The sequence below is a fragment of the Bradyrhizobium sp. ARR65 genome, assembly GCF_000472385.1.
In the GTDB taxonomy this organism is placed as follows: Bacteria; Pseudomonadota; Alphaproteobacteria; order Rhizobiales; family Xanthobacteraceae; genus Bradyrhizobium.
The window spans coordinates 159734-178132 of sequence record NZ_AWZU01000007.1 but is presented as its reverse complement, the minus strand read 5'-3'; the positions used below and the strand labels follow the sequence as shown (position 1 = coordinate 178132).

Below are 18399 nucleotides of genomic sequence, written 5' to 3'. Positions count from 1 at the left end.
GGGGGTCGTGTTCCTCTATTCGGGGGCCACTGTCGGTGAGATATCGGATGCCGTCAGTCCAAGGCGCTCTGCAGCGCCGATGCCATATTCCGGATCGGCCCTGTAGAAGTGGGCAAGCTGGCGCCTGATGATTTCGAGCGGGACTCCCTCCATGGCATCTTTGATGTTCTGGAAGAGCTGGTCCTTCTGCCTAGCCGTCATCAGCCGGAACAGTTCGCCAGGCTGGCGGTAATCGTCGTTGCCGTCGCGATGATTGTATCGATCGGCATCGCCGAAAATCTTCAGTGGGGGCTCGCGGAAGCGTTCATCCTGAACCGGGCCTCCCATCGAGTTCGGCTCGTAGTAGGCATCCGGATAAGGATGGCCCTGGAGCCGCATGGCGCCATCGGCATGATAGGTGTTTACCGGGCAGCGCGGCTTGTTGACAGGGAGCTGCTCGGCGTTGACGCCTACGCGGTAGCGGTGCGCATCGGCATAGGAGAATATGCGGGCTTGTAGCACTTTGTCGGGCGAATGGCCGACGCCCGGCACGATATTGGCGGGCGAAAGTGCCGCCTGCTCGACTTCCGCAAAATAGTTCTCGGGATTGCGGTTCAATTCGAGGATGCCGACCTCAATCAGCGGATAGTCCTTGTGCGGCCAGACCTTTGTCAGGTCGAACGGGTTGTACCAGTGTTTGCCGACGTCAATCTCCGGCATTACCTGCACGGAGAATTTCCACCGTGGAAAGTCACCGCGCTCAATCGCTTCATAGAGGTCGCGCTGATGCGTCTCGCGGTCTTGTGCGACTTTCTCGGCGGCTTCCGCATTGGTCCAGTTCTTGATCCCCTGCAGGGTCTTGAAGTGGAACTTGACCCAGTATCGTTCGTTCGCAAGGTTGATGAGCGAGTAAGTATGGGAGCCGAAACCATCGACATTGCGGAAGCTCTGCGGCAGGCCGCGATCGGACATCAGGATGGTGACCTGGTGCAGGCTTTCCGGCGACAGCGACCAGAAATCCCACATCGCCGTCGGCGAACGCAGGTTGCTCCTGGGATGGCGCTTCTGGGTGTGGATGAAGTCGGGGAATTTCAGGGGATCTCGGATGAAGAATACCGGCGTATTATTGCCGACAATGTCCCAATTGCCGTCCTCGGTGTAGAGGCGCAACGCGAAACCGCGAACGTCGCGCTCGGCATCCGCCGCGCCGCGTTCACCGGCGACGGTGGAGAAGCGCAGGAACGCTTCGGTTTTCTTGCCGATCTTCGAGAGTGCCGCAGCGCGAGTATAGCGGGTGATGTCGTTGGTCACGCTCAGCGTCCCGTAGGCGCCCGATCCCTTGGCGTGCACCGTACGCTCGGGGATGCGCTCGCGGTTCTGATGCGCCAGCCGTTCAATCAGATGAAAATCCTGCATCAGCACCGGCCCCATCGGCCCGGCCGTGATCGAGTTCTGATTATCGGCGACCGGCATGCCGCTTTCGGTCGTCAGCCTAAGTCTCTTGGTCATTGTGTCCTCGCTGAGAAGTACGCTCTGTCGCGGTCGGGCAGTTAAAGGCAATCTAGACGCGGCGCGTCCTATCGCTTGCCGGGCTTTGCTCAACTTGGCGAGTTCTTGCGGAGAAGAAATTTCACCTGTGTGTCAATCGAATTGCTGCACGGCCGCCAGCATTGCGCTTGGCTCCATTCGCCGGGCACTCAATCGTGATGAGGAGGAGGGTCGCTTGCTCCTATATCAGGCGGAGCGGTTAAAGCTGTCGCGGGACGCTGCCCAGCGGCATTAATCTCAATTCAGCGACGGTGCTCTTGCGCCGAACAGGCTTCAGATGGCTACGACAAAACTCGGAATTAGCGCTGCAATATTTGCAACGGTCTTTTGTATGTCGGCCGAGGCACAGACCATCAACATCTCGGTCCTCGATCAAGCCGGGCCCAGACGGTCCTGCAGGCAGCCAGGATCGTGCGCTGCAACAGAATGCGCCTTCAGCCATCGCGGTAGTTGATCCCGCTGGGGATCTGCTTGCTTTCCAGCGCATGGATGGTGTCCGCCCGGCAAGCGCGGAACTCGCCATCCAGAAGGCACGAACGGCTGCTCGGCTACAACGACCTACGGCGGAGATCGAGGACGCCATCAATAAGGGCAGAACTGCATTCATCACCTCCGGCACCATGGTGCTGCGCGGCGGCATGCCAATACGGCTAAATAGCGAGGTCGTTGGCGCAGTGGGAATTGCCGGCTTGAGCAAGGAGACCGACACCGGGATCGCAAGCGTCGCCGCAGCAGCACTGAACTCTCCGCAGAAGGCATCGGAGCATCACTGACGGAAGATCCCCTACGTGCCGCGAATACCGTCCATTGCCGTTTTCAGAAATCCGGCGCTTCTCTGAAGGCCAACACGCTCTTCGTCCGACATGTCAGGCTCCAACACGTCGAGAACACCGCCCCTTCCAACGACGTGTGGCAACGAGAGAGTGACGCCAAATTTGGTCTGAAAGCTTCCGATCTGGATCACGGCGCGTTCGTCGTTGCAAACCATTTCGGCAATACGGGCGGACACGATTCCGATACCATACTGGCTGGCGTTATGAGCCTCGATGATCGTGATGTTGGCGTAACGAACCTCCTTTTCTACCTTCTCTCGTAGGTCAGCGAGCTTTTCTCCCCGACTTTTAAGCAAAGCGGCGATCGGAACGCCGCCCACCCGGGCGGATGACCAGAGAAACACCTGGGCCGTCCCATGGTCGCCAATGACATGGGCTTCGACATGCGCGGGATCAACGCCGAAATATTTGCCAAGGTGAACGCGGAAGCGCTGACTGTCGAGATACGTGCCGGCACTCAGGACGATAGCGCCGGCGGCTGCCTCGCGCGCCACGTCCGCAAGTGGATCCGGCGGGTCGGTAACAACGAGCCGCACGGCTCGCGGCGCGGCATTCACGATCCTCGGAATAATGTCGCGATAGATCTGGGCGTTCTTTTCCAAGAGCCTGAGACGGCCCTGCGGATCGTTGCGGGAAGTGGCCCCTCCGGTTTTTTCGTTCAGCCCGGAGGTGATCAACAAGACCTCGGCGCCTTCGAGATCGTCGTAGTCGCCGTCGGCGATCTCGACTTTGCGTCCGAGGGGGATGCCGTATCGAATGTCGGTCGCTACGGCTTCTGCGGTTTTCCCGGGTGCGGTTGACCAGGAGAATCTTGCTTGCGCTGCCGCGCACGGCAGCGGCTATCGCACACGCGCAGCCGACATTTCCTGTCCTAATAATGCCGATCTTCATCAGTGGCTCCGAGATGATGACACACCAGCCGGCCTTAGATAGTCAGCTCCTCGAATTTCAGTAGGAGCAGTAGCCGGATGCCAAACCAAGGTATCGCAGGGGGAACCAAAGTATGTGAGCGGTAAACCGCGAGTAAGTGCGGGCGACACCACTTGGTCAATCATATCAACCTCCGGACGATTGAGAGGTTCGTAGGCGCGTGGCCTAGTCGAATGAGAGGGGCTCCCAATAGCAGGGTAGGACGCCCTGCATGTTCCTCGCTAGCCGCTACGAGTGCCCGTTATCCGAATTTCAGCGAGCGGCGAGCGCCGGCTGCAGGATTTCGCGGAGTCGCGAGTGCACAACGTTGCTCAAGGATCGGCTCGCGGTTCGAGCTGGTTTTCGGCATGGAGATCGACATGCAAGCTGCAACCTTGATTTCCGGCAGCACTGCTCGCTATCTGAGAGAAGTCGGTCGTTTTCCCATGTTGAGACCCGACGAAGAATACAGGCTGGTGAAGCGCTGGCGTGAGCAGGGCGACGCAAACGCGGCGCATTCGCTCGTCACCAGCCATCTGCGGCTCGCCGCCAAAGTCGCCATCGGCTATCGCGGTTATGGGCTGCCGGTCTCCGACTTGATTTCAGAGGGCAATGTCGGGCTGATGAACGCGGTTAAGCGCTTCGATCCAGAGAGGGGCGTTCGATTCGCCACCTATGCCATCTGGTGGATTAAGGCAGCGATCCATGAATACATCCTGCGTTCGTGGTCGCTGGTGAAGATCGGCACCACGGCCAACCAGAAGAAGCTGTTCTTCAACCTGCGCAAAGCGAAGGGTCGCATCTCGGCGATCGAGGAAGGCGATCTGCATCCCGATCACATCCAGCTGATTGCGCGAGACCTCGGTGTCCCCAAGCAGGAGGTCGTCGAAATGAATCGACGCCTCGGTGGCGACTTCTCGCTTAACGTGCAAGTCCAGAGCGACGGTGGTCCAGGTGAATGGCAGGACCATCTCGTCGACGAGGATTCCGACCAAGAATCGCGACTCGCCGATGCCGACGAGTTGGCGATACGAGGGAAAGCGCTGAACGAGGCGCTAACCGTCCTCGGCCAGCGGGAGCGGCGCATCATCGAGGCGCGGTGGCTCGCGGATGAGCCGATGACGCTCGATAGGCTTGGGGCCGAATTTGGCATTTCGCCCGAGCGTATCAGGCAGATTGAATTCCGGGCCTTTCAGAAGCTGCAGAGTAAAGTTAAACGCGCGATAGCTCGCAAGCAGCTCTCGGTGGACCCCCCTGGCCGCATACAGAATTGCGCTAGTCAGATGCGATAAGGGGACAACGGCTGCAACCGGTGCGGCGGAGTGGGACTGTCTCGTCGAAGATCCGTTTTATACTACGGGCGCAACGACCGCATTGCAGTCTGCAGCCAAGACGGTCGCAGATCAGGCGTGCATTCAAAGGCAGTGCAGAAGCCAACGCCAGATTCCGTATATCGTGGTCGGCCAAGACGTTGCACGAACAGATGATCATGGAATCAAGGCCATTACGCTAGGCCGGACCAATGCTTCTGCCGCGGAGCCATTGCCTGACGCTCATCCGGCCGCGAGCGGTTGCGCGTTCAGTGCAAGCCCGAGCCGTCGCCAGACATTGAGAAGCGCGGTCCGCAAGAGGTCGTGATCTGGTGCTCAAATGATTATCTCGGGATGGGGCAACGGGTCCCACCTGCGCCCGCGCCGAAGGATGCCGTGGCGGCAATCATCGCCGCGATGACATCTGCATAGGGAAACCGGCCGGCGATCCGTTCAAGATCCACGAACATGCGGTAGCGCTGCTCATCCCTCAACCGGTCCACAGCCGTTGCGAGGAAGGTTTCGTAATTCATGTCACTATCTCGTTCTCGACTTGATTAAGAAGCTGCTGCTGAGGCACACGAAATGCTGCGTATGATACAAACCGGCCGGCATCATCCGGGATTTGGACACTGTCGGCTATTTTGGTCTTGCCGCAATTGGGTTGGCCTTGTTGTAACCGTGTCAAATTTCATTCGGCCGCCGTTGGCGCTGGTTCGCCAGACGCCGGTTTTTCGTGTCGCGCGCCGAACAGCCAGGTCTGCAGCTTGTCGAGGTAGATATAGACGACGGGCGTCGTATAGAGAGTGAGCACCTGAGATACGGCGAGGCCGCCGACGATGGCATAGCCGAGCGGCTGACGAAGCTCGGATCCGGCTCCCGTTCCGAGCATCATCGGAACGCCGCCGAGCAGCGCCGCCATTGTCGTCATCAGGATCGGCCTGAAGCGCATGATGCATGCGCGATAAATGGACTCTTCGGCGGTCAGGCCCTGCTCATGCTCGACGTGCAGTGCAAAGTCGACCAGCATGATGCCGTTCTTCTTGACGATGCCGATCAAGAGGATAATGCCGACAATTGCGATCACGCTGAGATCGAGGTGAACCGCCATCAAGAGCAACAAGGCGCCCAGACCTGCTGAGGGCAGCGTCGAGATGATGGTGATGGGATGAATGAGGCTTTCATAGAGCACGCCAAGGATGAGGTAGATCACGAACAGCGCGGCTACGATCAGGATCGGTGTAGTCGACAGCGACTGTCCAAAGGCCTGCGCGTTGCCCTGGAAGCTGGTCTGAAGCGAGAGAGGTTTGCCGAGCTGTTCCTCGATCCGTTGGATGGCGCTCACCGCTTGACCGATCGCGGTGCCGGGCAGCAGGTTGAACGAGATTGTCACCGACGGGAACTGACCCTGGTGGTTGACAACGAGCGGGGCGACCTTCACCACGCTATCAACCAGCGTCGACAACGGCACCTCCTGGCCGCTGGAGGATTTCACATAGATGCCGTTCAGCGCCTCGGGTCCATACTGGAATTTGGGGTTGACCTCCAGGACGACATGATACTGATTTAAAGTCGTGTACATGGTCGAGACAATGCGCTGGCCAAAGGCATCGTCGAGCGTGTTGTCGATGGTGTAGGGGAGGATGCCGTAGGTCGAGGCCACTTCGCGCTTGATGGCAATGTCGAGCATTGGTCCGGCGTTGAGCTGGTCCGTCGCTACGTCGGCAATGCCGGGAATGGTCTTGATCCGGTCGAGGAACATTGCAGCCCAGTGATTGAGCTCGCCCGGATCGGCATCGGCGAGTGTGTACTGATACTGCGTCTTGGAGACGCGACCGCCGATGGTGATGTCCTGCGCGGCTTGCATATAGAGGGTGATGCCCTGGATTTTTGCGAGGTTGGTGCGCAGCCGCGCGAGCACGTGATCGATGCTGTCCCGCTGATTCAATGGTTTCAGAGCAATATAGACGCGGCCGTTATTGACCGTAGTGTTGCCGCCACCGGCGCCGACCGCTGAGCCGATTGACGCGACCGCCGGGTCTTTCATGATCGCGTCAAGCAAGGCTTGTTGGCGCTCGGCCATGGCCTGGAAAGAGATGTCCTGCGCCGCCTCGGACAGGCCGATGATCAACCCAGTGTCCTGCTGCGGAAAGAAACCCTTTGGGATCACGACATAGAGATACCCGGTCAGCGCGATCGTGCCGAACATCGTTATCAGCGTGATGAAGCGGTGCCGCAGCGCAACGACCAGACCAGCCTCATAGAGATTGAGCAGGCCATCGAAGCCGCGTTCGAACAACCGGTAAAGCCATCCGTGCTCCTTGCTCTCCGGCTTTAGCAGGCGCGAACACATCATCGGCGTGAGTGTCAGAGATATCAGGAGCGACAATACCAATGACACGCTGACGGTGACGGCAAATTCCCGGAACAGCAGCCCAACATATCCGCCCATCAGGAACAGCGGAATGAACACAGCGATCAGCGACAGCGTGATCGATACGATGGTGAATCCGATCTCGCCGGCGCCCTTCAGCGCTGCTTCGTAAGGCGAGGCGCCTTCCTCCATGTGCCGCACGATGTTCTCGATCACGACCACTGCGTCGTCGACTACAAAGCCCACCGCGATCGACAAGGCCATCAGCGAGAGGTTGTCGAGGCTGTAGCCAAGTTCGTAGAGCACGGCAAAGGTACCGATCAGCGACAAGGGCACGGTCACGGCGGGAATAAGGGTGGCCCAGAAATTGCGCAGGAAGATGAAGATCACCATCACCACCAGCGCGACCGTCAGTATCAAGGTGAACTGCACGTCGCTGATTGAAGCGCGAATGGTTTCGGTGCGGTCGGAGATGACGTTAATTTTGATCGCGGGCGGGATCGAGGCCTGCAGCACCGGCATCATCGCCTTGATCCGATTCACGGTGTCGATGACGTTGGCGCCGGGCTGGCGCTGGATTGCCAGGAGGATCGCCCGGTTCTGGTTGAACCAGCCCGCGATCAAATCATTCTCGGGCGCGCTGATAGCACGGCCAACATCGCGGATGCGGACGGGCGCTCCGTTGCGATAGGCGATCACCAGGTTGGCGTATTGGTCGGGCTGGAATAGTTGATCGTTGGTGCTAAGCGTGTAGGTCTGGCGCGGGCTGTTCAGGGTTCCTTTCGCAAGGTCCACATTGGCCTGGCCGAGCACCGTGCGCACATCCTCGAGGTTGATGCCGCGAGCCGCTAACGCATCCGGATCGACCTGCACACGGATGGCGGGCTTCTGCTGACCGGGGACGCCTACGAGACCAACTCCGGATATCTGGGATATCTTCTGCAGCAGAATATTTTCGGAAAAAGCGTCGACGGTAGTCAATGGTAGCGTGTCCGAGGTCAGCCCGAGCACTAGGATCGGCGTGTCAGCAGGATTGACTTTGCGGATCGTCGGCGGATACGGCATGCCCGTCGGCAAATAGGGGCTGGCGGCATTGATCGCCGAGAGCGTGTCGCTCACTGTGCCATCGATTTGGCGGTTCAAGTCGAACTGCAGCGTGATCTGGGTGTAGCCGAGCGCGCTCGCCGATGTCATTTGGGCGAGCCCCGGGATCTGCCCGAACTGCAATTCGAGCGGCGTCGCAACCGAGGACGCCATGGTTTGCGGATCAGCGCCGGGCATTTGTGCGGTGATTTGCAAGGTCGGATAATTCACGTTCGGCAGCGACGCCACGGGTAGTAGGGGGTAGGCGACCAGTCCGCCAACCAGCAAACCCACCATCAGAAGGGCGGTGGCAATCGGCCGTTGAATGAACGGCGCGGAAATGTTCATGGGATTGGCGCCTGCTGTGCGTCCTGTGCGGCTGCTTCCTCTGCCGCCTTGCCACGCAGCAGCGTGACACGTGCGCCCGGCTGTAGTTTATATTGCCCGTCGACAACGACCCGCTCATTGGCCTCGAGGCCGGAATCGATGAGCGCCTGCCCGTCACTGATCTGCGCGACCTTGATCGGGCGGACCGCCACGGTGTTATCGGGATTGATGACGTAAGCGTAGGGGCCATTCTGGCCTTGCTGCACGACGGCTGCGGAAACCGTCAGGCCGTTGTGCCGCGTATCCACGAGCAGCCGTGCATTGACGAGTTGGCCCGGCCAAAGCCGGTGCGCGTTATTGGGGAAGTTCGCCTTGAGCTGAATCGAGCCGGTTGTCTGCAGGATCTCGTTGTTGACGAGGCCGAGTTCGCCTTGATCCAGCTGTATCCTGTTGTCTTGGCTAAAAGCGAGAACGGGCAGCGGCGTCCTGGATTCTTGCTGCTGCAGCTGGATTTGCGGCAGATCCGTCTCTGGGAGCGTGAAGATCAGCGAAATTGGATTGAGCTGGGTCACGACGACAAGCCCGTTGGTCGTCGACGGGCTGATGATATTGCCGACATCGATCTGACGGATGCCCACCACGCCGTCGATAGGAGACGTCAGGCGTGTGTAGCTGAGCTGGACCTTGGCGGCCTCGATCAGCGCCTGGTCAGTTTTGATCGCCGCCTGCAACTGCCCAACCTGCGCCTTCTGAGTCTCGACCAATTGCGGAGTGGCCCAGCCCTTGTCGCCCAATTGGGTGTAACGCTTGAGATTGGCCTGGGCATTGGTGAGTTGGGCCTGATCACGTTCCAGATTTCCGGTGTATTGCTCGACCATGGCCTGGTACGGCCGCGGATCGATCTGTGCGAGCAGGTCGCCGGCATGAACGGTTTGGCCTTCGCTGAAGTTGATGCTGATGATCTGGCCCTGGATCTGGGCGCGCACGACGTCCGTGTTGTATGCAATCACAGTGCCGACACCGCTCAGATAGATCGGCACATCGTGCTGGGCGACTACGCTGGCGACGACCGGAACCGCAAGTGGTGGCGTGGGTGTGGTGCTGGCATCGACCTGCTCGAACGGTTGGATGTGCACCGCGTAAAGACCTGCGCCCGCAACTACGGCCGCGAGCAAGGCTGCGGAAATAACGACTCGCTTTTTCATGATCGTCACGCGCGTTGGGTTGTTTCTTTAGTGGAGCGTTCCCGCGGCCAGGCCCGGTACGGTTGATGAGGTACCTATCGTTGGAAGCGTACTTGTTGTGGGCGACGAACCGGCTGCTGGAGGCGTAACGGCCGGCATCGTCGGGATCGACCCCAGCGGGCCCATGATGGGCGATACGCCCATCATCGGCACCGAGGTTGCAGGGCTAACCCCAAGATTGCCGATCTCAGTCGATCCCAACGGGATCCCCATTCTGGCGACTCCGCCCGGCGACGTCGATGTCGAGGTCGACGATGCGGCCACGCTGCTAGAGCCGGAGCCACACATTCCGGACAGGCCCGAAGTATTCGTCATTGCCGAGGTCGTCGGCATTGCGGACCCGGCGGATGCCCCTGATGAAGTTGCCATGGGCCCTGCCGACGCTCCGGTGGCGGGTGTGGCGGATCCTATCGCCATTCCACCGCCGTCATAGGTCGTGGATGATCCATACGTTCCAGATGGCGAGGTCCCTACGGTCGAGCACGCTGTGCCGTTGCTCGTCGTTGTGATTGTGCCTGTCGCAGTTGACGGCGCCGGACTGAGCCCGGGTGACGTGATTTCCGTGGCGCCGAGCGGGATTCCAGTCGGGCCGACTGCCGAGTTCGTTGGCATACCTAGGGGGGAAGTCGCTGCCATTGCGGGAGGCCCACCGCTCGAACTCATCTGCGCATGACTGCAGCCGCAGCCCAGTACAATCGCCGTCGTTGCAACAAAAAGAACGCGCGGCATTGAGATCTCCGTATTATTCGACGCTTCGGCGATAGCCGGTTGGGGTCGAGCCAGTCACCCTCCGGAAGCAAGCTGTGAATGAACTGGTTTCGCTGAAGCCTACCGCCAGCCCGATTTCGGTTACCGAACATCCTGGCTCCGCCAACAACGACTTCGCACGCTCCATCCGACGGATGTTGTGATAGCGATGCGGCGGCACGCCGAATGATTTCTTGAAGGCCCGGCAAAAGTGGTAGACGCTCAGCCGAACGCTCTGCGCAAGCTCGGTGAGCGATATCGGATCCGCAAGATGTTCCTCTATGTACGTGGTGACGATTCGCTGCTGCCATGCCGCCAGTCCCCCTCGCAATGGCAGATTGGATCGCCGAGCCTCGGCATTGAGGCGCACGATCTCATGAGCCAGCACGGTACCAAGGGCTTCACAATAGCGCGGGTTCGCGGAGCCGCTCTCGACCATTGCCGCAACCTTCATGGCCCACTCCCAGACCATGAGGTCCTCAACGAACAGCAGTGGCGCGAACGGCGTAGCCAAAGCACCCGTCTCCGAATCGCAGAGCAGATTGGCAGGATCGAAATACAAATATGCGATCCGGCCCGGAGCGCGCGCCTTGTGCCACTCGCGATATTCATGACCGGCCGGTACAAAGGTCAGTCTACGCCTGACCTCTCGCAACTTCGAGGCAGGCAACCCCTCGACGTAGATCTCGCCGTCACGGCGCGTGCCTTGTTCATATGCAATCAGCAAATGGAATGGTGCGCGGAAGCCAAACTCGGTCCTATCGCAACTCATCACCTGGACGACTTCGGCTTTCCCGCCCTTCCAATTGACAGCGCGGCGATCGATCGCATTGGGTGGAAAGATATTGACGCCACACTCCAGAGCGCTGTCGCCATCGTTGCGGGCGAGCGCCGCCATGGCATCTTCGCGGGGCGCCCTATCTTCCTCGTCGAAACGAGGCTGCGTGTGCATGGATAACATCACGCCGCTTTGCCCGCGTCGCGAGTCGCTCCGTTCAAAGGCCGAACCCCCTTTGGTGCGCAAAGCGGCGTTCGCTCGAAGCGAGTAACTCAGCATGTCGCCTCCGTAAGGGAGAGATCACCAGACGGCTGCTACGTTGCAGCTCCTACCGAGGCAAAGAAATGCGTTATGTGAGAGGAACTCCAGTCTACGGAGGTTCGCGCAGCTATCTCATTGGTTCAGCCGCCTATACTTTGGTTATCTGGCGGACCTTAGCGCGCAGACGGCTGTAAAGAAGGCAAGATGAGATGAAGAGCCGCGCCGCAAGGCTCATTGGCGGCAGCCCAAATCCGTCCACCATGCGCTTCGACGATCGAGCGGCAGATCGATAGTCCAATGCCCATGCCGTTAGGCTTGGTGGAGTAGAATGGCTCAAAGAACCGGTCGAGAGAATCCGAATTGACGATCGGACCCGAGTCACGAACGGTGATCAGGATGGTGTCCTCTTGCCCTTTGGCCGTGCCAATCAGCAGCTTTCGTTCGCCTTCGATCGTGCTCATCACTTCGACGGCATTCATCACCAGGTTCATGATGACCTGCTGCAGCTGGATCCGATCTCCACGCGTCAGCGGCAAAGCGACGGCGAGCTTTGTCTCCAGGGAAACTCCTTGTTTTTGGAGCTCACCACGGGTCAGCGCGAGGGTCTCGGTAACCACTTCGTTGATATCGAGTGGATTCCACTCCGTCGGTTGCTTCTTGACCAGCGCGCGAGTCCGATCGATTACCTCGCTGATCCGCCGCCCATCCTTGATGATGTCCTCAAGGGCCTCGGTGGTACGCTCCAGGTCAGCCGGCTGGGCCCTGAGCAGGCGCAACGCCGCATGGGCGTTGGTGACCAACGCTCCGACGGGCTGGTTGACCTCATGGGCGATGGAGGCCGTCAGTTGACCGATAGTCGCAACCCGGTTTGCGTGCGCGAGCTCGGCCTGCGCTTCACGCAGCCGTTCTGAAGCCAGCATTTGATCGGTGATATCGCGGCCCAGCACAAGCGCGGCCTCCACGCGTTCCGACTCGAGCCGTAACGGCGAATGGGTGACAGCCCCGTATAGGCGGCCAACAGGGGTATCGAACCACTCTGCAAGGGTGACTCTTTCGCCGGCAAAGCAACGATCCAGATATGGCTTGGCCAGTCGCTCGAACAGTTCTCGTCCCAGGACGTCCGCGACGTGCATCCCGACCATCTTCTCAGCCGGTACTCCCCAAACGCGCTCGTGCGCCGCATTGGCCCGGCGATAGCGGTAATCCGTGCCAACAATGGCTACCGTGTCGGGTAAGGTCTCAAACACACGTCCAGCCAGATATTCTGCTCGTTTGCGATCGGTCACATCCTCGCAGGCGACCAGGATAACCGGCCGGTCCTTGATCAATGTCGCTCTGCCGGTTTCCCGGACCCACAGTATCGTTCCATCCTTGCGCCGCTTTCTCGCTTCCCAGCTCATCGACTGGCCGAGCCGTTCAAGGCAAATAGCGACATTGCGTTCGACTGCGGGTCGATCCGCCTCATCAAACACGTCCAGTACGGGCCGGCCTAACAGCTCGCCCGCTGAGTAGCCCAACTGCGCGGCGCCATGCGGATTCACCGACACCACCAAACCGGCGGCATCGATCATGAAATACATGGTAGGATTGTGTTCGAAGACGGCTCGCCATTGTTCCTCGCTTTCCCGCAAGGCTTCCAATGCACGTCTTCGTTCCTCGATGTCGCCGGCGGTACCGAACCACTTCGAGATTCTACCCCGCGTGTTGAGCAGCGGCCTCATGCGAAGTAAGAACCAGCGGTATTCCCCAGTAGCGCTTCGAATGCGCACCTCTTTTTCAATCGGCGTTCCGGCCGCAAGCGCAGCGCGCCATTCTTCCGCCCCGGAGTCTTCCGGCTGCAGAGCATTCATCCAGCCGAACCCGACTAGTTTGTCGCGGGATAAGCCCGTGTAGTCGCGGAAGCGTTGATTGGAGAAATCAGCCGAGCCATCGGATGACGTGGTCCAGACCAGGACCGAAAGACCGTCGAGAATGTCCGTCAATTCGTCTCGTCTGCTCCTCAATCTTGCCACCAGCCCGGTGATGACCAACGACGTGATCAAGAACGCGGCCAGCCTGATCGTGTCATCCAGGTACTCGATCCTAAAACTGAAAATAGGAGGGACAAAAAGGTAATTCAGACACAGAACGGCAATGCACGACAAGGCAATCAAGGAAATGAAGCCACCCGCAAGCGACAACAGAACGATCAGAAGCAAATAGATGAGAGCCGTTGAGCCAACGCGGAAGTCGAGCCAAAAGCACAGCGCTGTCAGCAATGCCAGGCCGATAATCCCAACCAAGAATCTTGCTGTCTCATGGATTGCACTGCGCCTCATTCCCATCGTCCTGGCTTGGAGGCCAGTGCCTCTCGACCGCAGTAACTCCGTCCCTGCTGAACTTCCGTAATGATAACTCTGGTGTGACAGTACGGGAAGGGTAGTCGGTGCTGAAGCAGTCGGCAATGTCGGCGCCCGGCTGACAAAATCCTCCCAATGTAAGCGCATGCGGGGGGATGGCGGATCGTCACAAAGCCCCGCTACCGCTCAAATCGAGGTAGAAAAAGGGCCGGATTTGCCTGTTTTTCTGTTTCCGTTACAATGTCACCCGTCAGATTTGGCCGATCCCCTAGCGGTGACTTGTCTTCCAGCCTGGGACCAGGTGCTTATCATACGAGATGATCAGGGCTGTACCGAATGATTACGCAGCGCAATTCGTCGGCAAAACCCGTGGGAGACTTGGAGCGGCCGACCGTGTTCGTCGTGGACGACGACGCGTCGATGCGGCAGGCACTTGCAAGACTTTTTCACTCGGTGCAATTGAAGGTGGAAGTATTCGCTTCGACGCAGGAGTTCCTGCAGGGCGAGCGCCCGCAAGTTCCGAGCTGCCTTGTGCTCGACGTTCGACTGCCCGGGCTGAGTGGTCTCGACTTCCAGGCGGGATTGATGAAGGCGGATGTTCGAATTCCGATCGTCTTTATTACAGGACATGGCGATATTCCCATGTCGGTCCGCGCGATGAAGGCCGGCGCGGTCGATTTCCTCACCAAGCCGTTTCGTGACCAGGATCTGCTAGATGCGGTAGCGGCCGCCATCGAGCGCGATCAGAAACGGCGCAAAAACGAACATGCGCTGGCGGAGTTTAGGAAGAACTTCGCGTCCCTGACGTCTCGCGAGCGCGAAATCATGGGGCTGGTCGCGAGTGGGCTGATGAACAAGCAGATCGCAGCCAAGATCAATCTCAGCGAGATCACCGTCAAAGTGCATCGCCATCACCTCATGAAGAAGATGGGAGCCAGAACGGTGGCCGATCTGGTCACGATGGCCCAGGCACTCGGGGTCAAACCCGATACTGCGGAAGGATGAGATCAGCTCACAGCTCACCTCTAGGCCTGCTGGTTTCGAAACCTAAGTATAGTTCTCATCCCCAAAGGCCGTCGTATCATGGCTGAGGCGGCACCACATCGAGGGTGCGATCTCGGTCGCCTGTCCCCGAACAAAGGTCAGCCGCGTGGACGAAGTCCCGATAATCTCGATCGTTGACGATGATGCTTCGGTGCGTACCGCGACCGCGCGGTTGTTGAGGTCACTTGGATTCTCCGCCCATGCGTTTGCTTCGGCGCAAGAGTACCTATCGTGGTCCCGATTGCGCGAAACGTCGTGCCTCATCGCCGATGTTGAGATGCCGGGCATGACCGGCGTTGAGCTGCAAGAGTACCTGATTACTAACGGCCACAGGACACCGATGATCTTCATCACGGCGTTTCCGGAGGACCGGATTCGAGAGCGGGCGATGAAGGCCGGCGCAATCGCTTTTTTGAGCAAGCCTTTCGATGAACCGCAGTTACTTGAATGCGTGGAGCGGGCCTTGCAGAGAAACCAAGACCGCCCGAATAACCCTTGATCGTATGCACCGTCGGCCAACTCTACCGCCGCCGGAGCCAGTCCGACAAGGCAAGCTGCGTGATCCCACGCGTGAGCGACCCAATGGGCGCATTTCGGAGGGTCGTCGAACATGAGCGCTGTGCCCGGCCGACTGGAAAACGAGGAATTCATCCTGTCTAGCTTGGCGCCGAGCACGACTCAAAAGCGGCTTGCACTTGCCGTCGTGTTGATCCTGCTTCTTGGATTTTTCATTACGGCAGGACCGCTCTCCAGCGTTCAGCTGGCGCCGGTCGGTGCATTCGTGCCGGCCTATGCCGCAGCGATGCTGGTGAACGACTCGATCACCGCGGTCTTGCTGTTCGCACAGTTTTCCATCCTGAGGTCGCGCGCGCTTTTGGCGATCTCGAGCGGTTACCTATTCACAGCGCTTATAATGATCCCATGGATGCTGACATTTCCCGGCGTGTTCGCGCCTCGTGGCATGCTTGGTGCCGGGCTCCAGACCACTGCGTGGCTCTATATCGTCTGGCACGCCGGCTTTCCCACATTCGTGATCACCTATGCGACGCTGAAAGACCGCAATCCCGCACGACGGGTCTCGGAGAGCTCGGTGCGTGCGGTCATCGTGTTCAGTATCGCTGTGACTGCGAGTTTCGTATGTGCGGCGACATTTCTGGTGATAGCCAGCGACCCGCTGCTGCCCCACCTTATGCTAGACACCGTTCATCTTTCCAGTCTTTGGCCATATGCTGCCGGATTCGCTTCGCTGCTGAGCCTTTCCGCCCTCGTTCTGCTCTGGGTACGACGACGCTCTGTGCTCGATCTATGGCTCATCGTGGTGATGTGCGCATTTGTCATAGAAATGGTCTTGATTTCGTTTCCCGTTCCGGCCCGTTACACCGTTGGCTGGTATGCCGGGCGGGTCTTTGGATTTTTGTCCGGTTGTCTGGTTCTATTTGTGCTGTTGCACGAGATCACGACGCTATATGTACGGCTGCTTCGGGCGATGCTGGCGCAGCGGCGCGAGCGTCAGGCGCGGTTGATGACCGCGGACGCGGTTTCGGCCTCGATAGGCCACGAAATCAAACAGCCCTTGTCGGCAATGATAGCCAACGCCGCTGCCGGTGTTCGCCTGCTGGATCGCGGAACGCCGGATTTGGAAGAAGCTAAGCTGGCCTTCCGCGAGATCGTAGCCGATGGTCTTCGTACGGGAGAGGTGATCGACGGTATTCGGGCGATGTTTAAGAAAAATGCAAGGACCAGGACATCACTCAACATTCATGAGCTTCTTCGAGAGACGCTCGCTTTGTTGGCGGGGGAGTTGCAGGCGAAGCGGATCTCTGTCCGGGTCCAGACGGACGAAGTATTGCCCGAGGTGAAAGCTGATCGAGTTCAGCTGCAGCAGGTGTTCGTGAATTTGTTCACGAACGCCATCGACTCGATGTCATCCAATGATGGGCCGCGGGTGCTTGGTGTGACATCGGAAGTTCACAGCTCTGGCGGCGTGATTGTATCGGTAACAGACACTGGCACGGGAGTGGACCCCAAACAGCTCGATCGAATATTCAATCCTCTTTTTACGACAAAAAGCCACGGCATGGGCATGGGATTTTCGATTTGCCGCTCGATCATCGAGGCGCATGACGGCCAGCTCTGGGCCGTCGCGAATGGGTCGAGCGGCGCTACCTTTCAGTTTCTGCTGCCCGCTCATCCAGCCGACCACCCAATGAAGACGAGCGAGAGATTGAATGATCACCCCCGCGTGTGTCCGCAGGTATTGGGTCAACAATGATGAGCGGAATGGCCGAGTAACCGCGGGCGTGATGATGGAGGCCGACAATTGAATCGATCGAGCGCTAAATGTCCACCAAGGCACCACGTTTTGGCTTACGTCGGTTATCCCTCGGAGCATGCATCATGACAGACGCGTGAGACTGCCGATTGTGCTGAGCCTGAGCATGCCGAGTGGGTCTGATCAGGCGTAAACTTGATTTGGAGACTCTCAATGAGGAAAAGCAAGGGCATCTTGCTCGCCGCAGTTTGCACTACGGCATACGTGATTGCATCAACTGTATTCGCTGGGTCGGCGGAGCCAAAGAAAGTGGCGGTCTCTTCCTTGGTACAACCGCTTGTTAATCCGTGGGTCGCAAACAATGTCAATTTCCAGAAATTAGTGGCGAAAGCGCTCAAATTCGAGCTCTTGGTCGTCAGTGATAAGGGCACCGAGGATTCCAACATCGCCGCCATGCACGGGCTCATTGCCCAACGTCCAGACGGGATATTATTCGATCCGATCACGCGGGCTGCCGGCGAAGCGGATGCGAAAGCGCTCGAGGAGGCGGAGATTCCCGGCGTAACCGAGGATCGTCTCGTTGTTCCGAACATCAAAGATTACAAGGGCAAGTTTCTCGTAGCGCAGGTCACACAGAGCAATGAGCAGTGGGGTTACGACATGATGATGACCCTCGTAGGCCAGGGCGCAAAGAATATTGTCGCGATCATGGATGGTCCCGGGGTCACCACAGTCGAGGAGGCGTGGAAGGGAGCGCTACGGGCAGTAGCCGAGCATCCGGGCCTCAAAGTCTTGCAAGTAAGTAGGCAATCAAAATCGCGCGAAAACGCGATGGCTACGATGGAGCGGTATCTTGCTCGCTTTGCACCAGGCGAGGTCGATGGATGTTGGTGCATTGGCAGCACTGTCGGACTTGGCGCCCTTCAGGCGATCAAACAGGCTGGACGGCAGAATGAAATCAAGGTCTCGACAGCCGACGATGATGAGTCAGTGATTGCCGCCATCAAGGACGGAAGTCTCTCCTCCACCCTCGGGGGGCACTGGATGAACGGCGGGTTCGGACTAATCGTGCTCTACGATTATCTGAATGGTCACCCCCCGCTCTTACCGCAGCCTCAATTCAACTTGGTCCCAATCAATAAAACAAATGCAGACGCTTATGCGAAACGTTTCCTGAATAGCGAACCGTTCTCTGCGGACGAAATTCGCGCCATGTCCATGACTTACAATCCTAACGCGAACATCGCGGAAACCATGAAAACGATCGGGGCGATTTGGAACAAGTAGTTGCTCTATCAGCCGGAGAAACGGCTTCAAGCTGCGAGTTCGACCATGAAGACATTTCCTTCCA

Annotated in this window: 13 protein-coding genes and 1 pseudogene; 7 read left to right on the top strand and 7 right to left on the bottom strand. The window is 58.7% G+C overall.

Going from position 1 to position 18399, the window contains the following annotated elements:
• Nucleotides 1-15 precede the first annotated feature (15 nt).
• Nucleotides 16-1488, bottom strand: coding sequence for a catalase (locus F758_RS0111165; RefSeq protein WP_024507949.1), 1473 nt, complete (start codon nucleotides 1486-1488; stop codon nucleotides 16-18).
• Between the two features lie 290 nt (nucleotides 1489-1778).
• Between F758_RS0111165 and F758_RS43630 the strand changes: the two genes are divergently transcribed.
• Nucleotides 1779-2300: a GlcG/HbpS family heme-binding protein gene (locus F758_RS43630; protein WP_024507948.1), complete on the top strand. Its 522-nt coding sequence runs from the start codon at nucleotides 1779-1781 to the stop codon at nucleotides 2298-2300.
• Nucleotides 2301-2311: 11 nt separating this feature from the next.
• Here the strand turns inward: F758_RS43630 and F758_RS47085 are convergent, their stop codons facing one another.
• Nucleotides 2312-3196, bottom strand: a complete 885-nt coding sequence (locus F758_RS47085; protein ID WP_283805854.1) for a lactate/malate family dehydrogenase — start codon at nucleotides 3194-3196, stop codon at nucleotides 2312-2314.
• A gap of 453 nt (nucleotides 3197-3649) precedes the next feature.
• Here F758_RS47085 and rpoH point away from each other — a divergent pair, with 453 nt between their 5' ends.
• On the top strand, nucleotides 3650-4561 hold the full coding sequence (rpoH, locus tag F758_RS0111150; RefSeq protein WP_051386820.1) for an RNA polymerase sigma factor RpoH: 912 nt from the start codon (nucleotides 3650-3652) through the stop codon (nucleotides 4559-4561).
• Nucleotides 4562-4941: 380 nt separating this feature from the next.
• Here rpoH and F758_RS0111145 read toward each other — a convergent pair.
• The 3 genes and pseudogenes from F758_RS0111145 to F758_RS0111135 form a co-directional block, all read right to left on the bottom strand.
• Nucleotides 4942-5112: pseudogene (locus tag F758_RS0111145) on the bottom strand (5-aminolevulinate synthase); the annotation flags it as partial.
• Between the two features lie 158 nt (nucleotides 5113-5270).
• Entirely contained in the window at nucleotides 5271-8384 is a 3114-nt protein-coding gene (locus F758_RS0111140; protein ID WP_024507945.1) for an efflux RND transporter permease subunit, read from the bottom strand.
• Nucleotides 8381-9568, bottom strand: coding sequence for an efflux RND transporter periplasmic adaptor subunit (locus F758_RS0111135; protein WP_024507944.1), 1188 nt, complete (start codon nucleotides 9566-9568; stop codon nucleotides 8381-8383). The genes F758_RS0111140 and F758_RS0111135 overlap by 4 nt, the downstream gene beginning before the upstream one ends.
• Nucleotides 9569-9665: 97 nt before the next feature.
• Between F758_RS0111135 and F758_RS0111130 the strand changes: the two genes are divergently transcribed.
• Nucleotides 9666-10040 carry a hypothetical protein gene (locus tag F758_RS0111130; RefSeq protein ID WP_024507943.1) on the top strand — a complete coding sequence of 125 codons (375 nt, stop codon included), beginning with the start codon at nucleotides 9666-9668 and terminating at the stop codon, nucleotides 10038-10040.
• A 309-nt stretch (nucleotides 10041-10349) separates the two neighbouring features.
• On the opposite strand, the gene F758_RS0111125 is transcribed toward F758_RS0111130, so the two are convergent.
• Together F758_RS0111125 and F758_RS47490 are read right to left on the bottom strand one after the other, a co-directional pair.
• Nucleotides 10350-11411, bottom strand: coding sequence for a helix-turn-helix domain-containing protein (locus F758_RS0111125; protein WP_024507942.1), 1062 nt, complete (start codon nucleotides 11409-11411; stop codon nucleotides 10350-10352).
• Nucleotides 11412-11566: 155 nt separating this feature from the next.
• Nucleotides 11567-13675: a PAS domain S-box protein gene (locus F758_RS47490; RefSeq protein ID WP_024507941.1), complete on the bottom strand. Its 2109-nt coding sequence runs from the start codon at nucleotides 13673-13675 to the stop codon at nucleotides 11567-11569.
• Between the two features lie 393 nt (nucleotides 13676-14068).
• Between F758_RS47490 and F758_RS0111115 the strand changes: the two genes are divergently transcribed.
• The 4 genes from F758_RS0111115 to F758_RS0111100 all read left to right on the top strand — a co-directional run bounded on the left by F758_RS0111115 (nucleotide 14069) and on the right by F758_RS0111100 (nucleotide 18335).
• Nucleotides 14069-14737, top strand: a complete 669-nt coding sequence (locus F758_RS0111115; protein ID WP_024507940.1) for a response regulator transcription factor — start codon at nucleotides 14069-14071, stop codon at nucleotides 14735-14737.
• A gap of 145 nt (nucleotides 14738-14882) precedes the next feature.
• Nucleotides 14883-15275 carry a response regulator transcription factor gene (locus tag F758_RS0111110; protein ID WP_024507939.1) on the top strand — a complete coding sequence of 131 codons (393 nt, stop codon included), beginning with the start codon at nucleotides 14883-14885 and terminating at the stop codon, nucleotides 15273-15275.
• Nucleotides 15276-15386: 111 nt separating this feature from the next.
• Nucleotides 15387-17048, top strand: a complete 1662-nt coding sequence (locus tag F758_RS0111105) for a sensor histidine kinase (RefSeq protein WP_024507938.1) — start codon at nucleotides 15387-15389, stop codon at nucleotides 17046-17048.
• A 213-nt stretch (nucleotides 17049-17261) separates the two neighbouring features.
• The gene (locus tag F758_RS0111100) at nucleotides 17262-18335 is read left to right on the top strand and encodes a substrate-binding domain-containing protein (protein WP_024507937.1); all 1074 of its coding nucleotides are present in this window, start codon (nucleotides 17262-17264) and stop codon (nucleotides 18333-18335) included.
• The last annotated feature ends 64 nt before the right edge of the window (nucleotides 18336-18399 follow it).

Bases quoted from the DNA above. Each gene is read 5' to 3' on its own strand.
- rpoH (WP_051386820.1), top strand. From the start codon at position 3,650: ATGCAAGCTGCAACCTTGATTTCCGGCAGCACTGCTCGCTATCTGAGA.
- F758_RS0111105 (WP_024507938.1), top strand. From the start codon at position 15,387: ATGAGCGCTGTGCCCGGCCGACTGGAAAACGAGGAATTCATCCTGTCT.
- F758_RS0111100 (WP_024507937.1), top strand. From the start codon at position 17,262: ATGAGGAAAAGCAAGGGCATCTTGCTCGCCGCAGTTTGCACTACGGCA.
- F758_RS0111135 (WP_024507944.1), bottom strand. From the start codon at position 9,568: ATGAAAAAGCGAGTCGTTATTTCCGCAGCCTTGCTCGCGGCCGTAGTT.
- F758_RS0111140 (WP_024507945.1), bottom strand. From the start codon at position 8,384: ATGAACATTTCCGCGCCGTTCATTCAACGGCCGATTGCCACCGCCCTT.
- F758_RS0111115 (WP_024507940.1), top strand. From the start codon at position 14,069: ATGATTACGCAGCGCAATTCGTCGGCAAAACCCGTGGGAGACTTGGAG.
- F758_RS0111165 (WP_024507949.1), bottom strand. From the start codon at position 1,488: ATGACCAAGAGACTTAGGCTGACGACCGAAAGCGGCATGCCGGTCGCC.
- F758_RS0111125 (WP_024507942.1), bottom strand. From the start codon at position 11,411: ATGCTGAGTTACTCGCTTCGAGCGAACGCCGCTTTGCGCACCAAAGGG.